General features: G+C 45.2%; 1 protein-coding gene. It reads left to right on the top strand.

What is annotated here, in order from left to right:
- Nucleotides 1-259: hypothetical protein (locus AAEY83_RS16440; protein ID WP_351060761.1), on the top strand; the 259-nt coding region annotated here is incomplete at both ends.

A 259-nucleotide genomic window follows, 5' to 3' on the forward strand; every position in this document is an offset into this window, starting at 1 on the left:
TATCAAGGCTGGCGATCCGATTGGCTATCTTGGGCTAACGGAAAATTTGTCTGGAGAGGACGGTAGTGTTTCAAGCAAGCATCAGGTTCATATCGAGTTTTTCACAGCAGAAACCCATGTAACGGACTTTTTGAAGAATAGCGCGGGGTTGAAAGTCGGGAAACAATATCTTCACTTGTTAGCAGGAACAAATCTGAAAAGAAATGCGCCAGCGACAGATTTGACTCCGCTCAAGAAAGCACATGCCGTTGATCTGAAC

It is taken from the genome of Psychrobacter sp. TB20-MNA-CIBAN-0197 (genome assembly GCF_040309765.1).
GTDB classification, from domain to species: domain Bacteria; phylum Pseudomonadota; class Gammaproteobacteria; order Pseudomonadales; family Moraxellaceae; genus Psychrobacter; species Psychrobacter submarinus.